The sequence below is a fragment of the Microbacterium sp. UBA3394 genome (genome assembly GCF_002358725.1).
GTDB classification, from domain to species: Bacteria; Actinomycetota; Actinomycetes; order Actinomycetales; family Microbacteriaceae; genus Microbacterium; species Microbacterium luteum.
This window is the reverse complement of sequence record NZ_DEPK01000155.1, coordinates 1-5,762: the sequence shown is the minus strand read 5'-3', so window position 1 is coordinate 5,762 and position 5,762 is coordinate 1. Positions and strand designations below refer to the sequence as shown.

Annotated in this window: 6 protein-coding genes; all 6 read right to left on the bottom strand. The window is 68.7% G+C overall.

The features are described 5' to 3' along the window. Positions 1–211, bottom strand: a 211-nt coding sequence (locus B4E30_RS09225; RefSeq protein ID WP_286794922.1) for a 6-phosphogluconolactonase, incomplete at its 3' end; no start/stop codon positions are given. Beyond that, on the bottom strand, positions 204–1,157 hold the full coding sequence (locus B4E30_RS09220) for a glucose-6-phosphate dehydrogenase assembly protein OpcA (RefSeq protein WP_071043586.1): 954 nt from the start codon (positions 1,155–1,157) through the stop codon (positions 204–206). The genes B4E30_RS09225 and B4E30_RS09220, both read right to left, overlap by 8 nt. Continuing rightward, positions 1,154–2,704 carry a glucose-6-phosphate dehydrogenase gene (gene zwf / locus B4E30_RS09215; RefSeq protein WP_286794919.1) on the bottom strand — a complete coding sequence of 517 codons (1,551 nt, stop codon included), beginning with the start codon at positions 2,702–2,704 and terminating at the stop codon, positions 1,154–1,156. The genes B4E30_RS09220 and zwf overlap by 4 nt, the downstream gene beginning before the upstream one ends. Before the next feature lie 12 nt (positions 2,705–2,716). Then, a complete protein-coding gene (locus B4E30_RS09210; RefSeq protein WP_286794917.1) occupies positions 2,717–4,339 on the bottom strand; it encodes a glucose-6-phosphate isomerase in 1,623 nt (540 codons plus the stop codon). Between the two features lies 1 nt (position 4,340). Further along, a complete protein-coding gene (gene tal / locus B4E30_RS09205; protein WP_071043583.1) occupies positions 4,341–5,453 on the bottom strand; it encodes a transaldolase in 1,113 nt (370 codons plus the stop codon). After that, positions 5,450–5,762 (bottom strand): transketolase-like TK C-terminal-containing protein (locus tag B4E30_RS09200; RefSeq protein ID WP_349676955.1); only part of this gene is annotated, 313 nt, incomplete at its 5' end. The genes B4E30_RS09200 and tal, both read right to left, overlap by 4 nt.

Sequence of the window (5,762 nt, the reverse complement as noted above, 5' to 3'; positions counted from 1 at the left end):
GGACCCGCGACCAGTCGATCCCCTCCGCCTGCTGCCGGACGGCGGCGAGGACCCGCCCGCCCATCGAGCCCCCGGTGAGCGAGATGTGGGCCGTGGCGCCCTCGTCGATGCGCTTGCGCAGCCGGTGAAGGAATCGGTCGGCTACGGCATGCGCGAGAGCGTCGGGATCTGCGGCGATCACGACGCTCTTCTCGACGAGATGCTCAGTCATGCAGACCCTTCGATGGTCGGTCCAGGCGTGTCCACCCTTCGGTGATGACCCGACCGTACAGCACATCGGCGTCCAGACGCCGCAGCTCCTCGGCTAGGCACTCGCGAAGCGTGCGACGCGGGAACGCGAGCTCGTGGGTGGGCTGCCCCGGCTGAGTCAGGACAGCCACGCCGGACTCGGGACGCTCGAGCGTCACCTCGCCGCTCTCTCGGACGAGAGTCACGTTCTTGATGCCGTGAGGCCAGTCGTCGGGGTCGAGGTAGCCCCAATCCACCGGTACGTCGAGGGCGAGCCGGAGCCAGGCGGCGAGCAGCGCCGTGGAGGGTGAGTCGGCGGCGCCACGGACCCGGACGGACGTCACCGGCTCGTAGGGCGGCTGGTCCAGGATCGCGGCCAGCTGCTCGCGCCAGCGCGTGAGGCGTGTCCACGCGAGGTCGGTGTCACCGGGGGCATAGTGCTCGCCCAGCGACGCGACCCACGCCGCAGGGTCGGACTTGGTCGCCGCGTCGGTGATCCGCCGCTGCGCGATGCGGCCGATCGAGGTCTCCGAGACGTGTTCGGGCGTCTGATTCGGCCACCAGACGACGACGGGCGCATCCGACAGCAACAAGCCGGTCACGAGGCTCTCGAGGTTGGAATCGCCCGCTTCGCCGTGTGCGTGCAGCGTCACGACCTCACTCGCGCCGGCGTCGCCGCCGACCCGGATCTGTGCGTCGAGGCGCGGTTCCTCGTCGTCATCGGCGTTGATCATCAGCACGATAACGCGCATCGGGTGTTCGCGGGACGCGTCGTTGGCGGCGTCGATGGCCTCTTCCATCGCGGCCTCGCGCGTGACGATCACGAGCGTCAGAACGCGACCGAGGGCGACGGCGCCGCCTTCCTCGCGGACGCTGACCAGCGCGCGGCTGATCTTGCTGACGGTGGTGTCGGGCAGATCGATGATCACGGGCGCCTCCAAGTGCGGCCATGGCGGGCGAGGAGCTCATCGGCCGATGCCGGGCCCCACGATCCGGGAGCGTATTGTTCGACGGGACCACCTTGCGACTCCCAGAACGCCTCGATGGGGTCCAGGATCTTCCAGGACAGCTCCACCTCCTCGTGGCGGGGGAACAGGGGTGGATCGCCGAGAAGAACGTCGAGGATCAGCCTCTCGTAGGCTTCGGGACTGGCTTCCGTGAACGCGTGGCCGTAGCCGAAGTCCATCGTCACGTCGCGCACCTGCGCGCCGGCGCCGGGCACCTTCGATCCGAAGCGGATCGTGACGCCCTCGTCGGGCTGGACTCGGATGACCAGAGCGTTCTGGCCCTGTCCCGAGGTCTGCGAACGCGTGAAGAGCAGTTCTGGCGCGCGCTTGAACACGACGGCGATCTCGGTGACGCGGCGGCCGAGACGCTTGCCCGTGCGGAGGTAGAACGGGACCCCGGCCCAGCGTCGCGTGTTGATGCCGAGGGTGATGGCGGCATAGGTCTCGGTGGTCGACTGCGGATTCATGCCGTCTTCCTCGAGGAAGCCGAGCACCTTCTCGCCGCCCTGCCAGCCTCCGGCGTACTGGCCGCGTGCGGTGGACGTCGCGAGGTTGTCCGGGAGGGTGACCGCTGCGAGCACCTTCTCCTTCTCGGCGCGCAGGTCAGCGGCGTTGAAGGTGATGGGCTCCTCCATCGCGGTGAGCGCGAGGAGCTGCAGCAAGTGGTTCTGGATGACGTCGCGCGCCGCGCCGATCCCGTCGTAGTAGCCGGCCCGGCCGCCGACGCCGATGTCCTCGGCCATCGTGATCTGCACGTGGTCGACGTAATTGCGATTCCAGATCGGCTCGTAGAGCTCGTTGGCGAAGCGCAGCGCCAGGATGTTCTGGACGGTCTCCTTGCCGAGGTAGTGATCGATGCGGAAGATCGAGTCCGCGGGGAACGCGGAGCGCAGGGCATCGTTGAGCTCCTGGGCGGAATCCTGGTCGTGGCCGAACGGCTTCTCGATCACGACGCGTCGCCAGCGATCGGGTCGGTCGGCGGTGTCGTCGACGAGCCCCGACTTCTTGAGCTGTTCGGCGACGACCGGGAACGCCTTGGGCGGGATGGACAGGTAATACGCGTGGTTGCCCATCGTGCCGCGCTCGATGTCCAGCTTCTCGACCGTCTCGCGCAGACGCACGAAGGCGTCGTCGTCATCGAACTCGCCGGGCACGAAACGGATGCCCTGCAGCAGCTGCTGCCAGGTCTCCTCACGGAACTCGGTGCGCGCATGAGCGCGAACGGCCTCGTGCACGACCTCCGCGAAGTCCTGGTCCTCCCAGTCGCGTCGGGCGAACCCGACGAGGGCGAAACCCGGAGGGAGCAGCCCCCGATTGGCGAGGTCGTAGACCGCGGGCATGAGCTTCTTGCGGGAGAGGTCTCCCGTCACGCCGAAGATCACGAGCGCGCTCGGACCGGCGATGCGGTTCAAGCGGTGATCTTCAGGGTCGCGCAGGGGATTCTGCGCGCGTGAGATCTGGGCCGTCATTCGATTGTTCTCCTATTGCGCCGCTTCGAAGAGGGACATCACGTCGACCTGGGGATCGGTGAGCGTCAGGGTGACGACCGGACGGCCGTGCCCTTCGGCGAGGACGGTGGCGTCGCCGGCGGCCTGTGCGTGGATGAGCTCCCCGAAGGTGAAGGGGCGCCCGGGGATCTCGAGGTCGACGTCGGTGCTCTCGAGGATCTGCAGGAAGACCCCGCGGGCGGGACCGCCCTTGTGGAACTGGCCGGTCGAGTGCAGGAACCGCGGACCCCATCCGAACGTCGTCGGCCGGCCGGAGTCGGCCGCGACGAGTTCGCGCAGCCCCTCGAGCGGTGCGTACTCCAGACGATCGACGTAGGCGTGTATCGCGACATAGCCGTCGTCCGGCACACGAGACCAGAGGGCATCGAGCACGCCGGCTATCGTTCCGGCAGCGGCCAGTGCGGGATCGGACACGCGAACCTCGACGCCGTCGACGACGAACGCCGGGTCGATCGACGGGGGTCGCTCGTCGAGCAGCCCGCGGGCCGCGGCCTTGGCCGATTCGACGTCGGGCTGATCGAACGGGTTGATTCCGAGCAGGCGTCCGGCGATCGCGGTGGCATATTCCCATACGACGAACTGGGCGCCCAGGGAACCGCTCACGAGCACCTCGCCGTGATGGTGCTCGAAGAGGTGGAACTCCGCCGCGTCATCGACGAGTCTCACGACCTGCAGATCCTCCGGCCGGGTTTCGAGCTCGGGGGAGACGGACAGGAGCGGGACAGGGAGGATGCCCGTCCCCTGCTTTCCGGTGGACTCGGCGATCAGCTGCTCGATCCACTCGGGCAGCCCGACGATGTGGGTCCCGTCCGTGACGAGCCCGAGCTTGTCCCGGCGCGGCTCGCCGCCGGCGATCGCGGCCGCGAGAACGAGCGCGGGGTTGCCGGGGTCGTCTATCGCGACTTCGAGCAGCGTGGCCTCGGCTTCATCGAGCAACTCGACGATGTCGACCCCGGCCAGTCCGGCGGGAACCAGCCCGAAGGCGGTCAACGCCGAGTATCGACCGCCGACCGTGGGGTCGGCCGTGAACGTGCGATAGCCCGCGACGCCGGCTGCCGCCTCGAGGGGCGAGCCGGGGTCGGTGACGACCACGATGCGCTCCGCCGGATCGATGCCGACGTCTCGAAAGGCCGCGTCGAAAGCCCGGAGGGCCGAGTCGGTCTCGATGGTCGACCCCGACTTGCTCGAGACGACCAGCACCGTTCGGTCGAGGCCGCCCGCCTCGGCATCACCGTCGATGGCGGCGAGCACCTGCCCCGGCGCCGTGGAGTCGAGGATCGTCAGCGGAACGCCGGCCGTCTGCGCGATGACCTCCGGTGCGAGGGAGGAGCCGCCCATGCCGGCGAGCACGATGCGGGTCGTCCCGTGCGCCACGAGTTCCTCGCGCAGGGCGAGGATCTCGGGGACGAGCGGACGCGATGTGCTGACGGCCTGGACCCACCCCAGCCGGCGGGACGCCTCAGCTTGCGCCGTGGCACCCCACAGGCTGTCGTCACCGGCCGTCAGGGCCGAGGCGACGAGGCTCGAGACGAGACCGGGAAGGGTCCTTTCGACCGCCTCCTCGACATGTCCGGAAAGGTGGAGGTGAAAGCTCACCTCAGGCCTCTGCGGCCTCGGAGAGAGCAGCCTTCACGGTCTCCTGCAGCTCACGCCACGACGCGACGAACTTCTCGACGCCCTCGTCCTCCAGGACCTGCGTGACGTCGGTGAAGTCCACGCCTGCGGCCTCGAGCTGCGAGAAGTAGTCGTGCGACTCTGCATACGAGCCGGTCACGGTGTCGCCGGTGATCTCCGCGTGGTCGAAGGTGGCCTCGAGGGTCTTCTCGGGCATCGTGTTGACGGTTCCCTTGGCCACGAGCTCCGTGACATAGAGGGTGTCCGGCAGGGCCGGGTCCTTCACACCCGTCGATGCCCACAGGGGGCGCTGCACGGTGGCGCCCGCCTCCAGCAGGGCCTTGGCGCGGTCCGAGGCGAACTTCTTCTGGAACAGCTCGTAAGCCAGACGCGCGTTGGCGAGTCCGGCCTTCGACGACAGGGACGAGGCCGTTTCGGTGCCGATGGCCGCGAGGCGCTTGTCGACCTCGGTGTCCACGCGGGAGACGAAGAACGACGCCACCGACTGGAGGGTGGAAATGTCGTGCCCGGCCGCCTGCGCCTTCTCCACTCCGGCGAGGTAGGCGTCGATGACCTCGTCGTAACGCTCGAGGCTGAAGATGAGGGTCACGTTGACGCTGATGCCTGCTCCGATCACCTCGGTGATCGCCGGGAGGCCGGCCTTCGTCGCGGGGATCTTGATGAGCACGTTGGGGCGGTCCACCTTCGCCGCGAGCTTCTTGGCTTCCGCGACGGTGGCATCGGTATCGTGCGCGAGCTCGGGGGAGACCTCGATCGATACGCGTCCGTCGACGCCGCCGGTCGCGTCGAAGACCGGACGGAACACATCCGAGGCGGCCTGCACGTCGTCGGTGGTGATCTCGAAGATCGCCCGTTCGACGTCGGCCCCGTCCTTGGCGAGCACGGATACCTGGCCGTCGTAGGACTCGCCCTTGGCGAGCGCCCCCGCGAAGATCGTCGGGTTGGTCGTGACGCCGGTCACGTTGCGCGTGATGATCAGGTCGGCGAGGTTGCCGCTGGTGATGCGCTGACGAGACAGGTCGTCGAGCCAGATGCTGACGCCCTCTTCGACAAGGCGTGCGGTGGGGGTGCTCATGCGTTCTCCTCGAGGGTTTCGCGGGCGGCGGTGATGACGGCTTCGGTGGTGATGCCGAACTTGTCGAACAGGGTCTGGTAGTCGGCGGAGGCGCCGTAGTGCTCGATCGAGACGGACCGGCCGCGGTCGCCGACGATGCCGCGCCAGCTGAGGGCGAGTCCGGCTTCGACGGAGACGCGGGCGGTGATCGCGGTGGGAAGGACGCTCTCGCGGTAGTCGGCGTCCTGCTCGGCGAACCATTCCAGTGACGGGGCGGAGACGACGCGCACGCCCACGCCGTCGGCCGCGAGGGCTTCGCGGGCGGCGACG

What these genes read in the sequence shown, in the direction of transcription:
- zwf (WP_286794919.1), bottom strand. Translation starts at nt 2,704, where the DNA reads ATGACGGCCCAGATCTCACGCGCGCAGAATCCCCTGCGCGACCCTGAA.
- tal (WP_071043583.1), bottom strand. Translation starts at nt 5,453, where the DNA reads ATGAGCACCCCCACCGCACGCCTTGTCGAAGAGGGCGTCAGCATCTGG.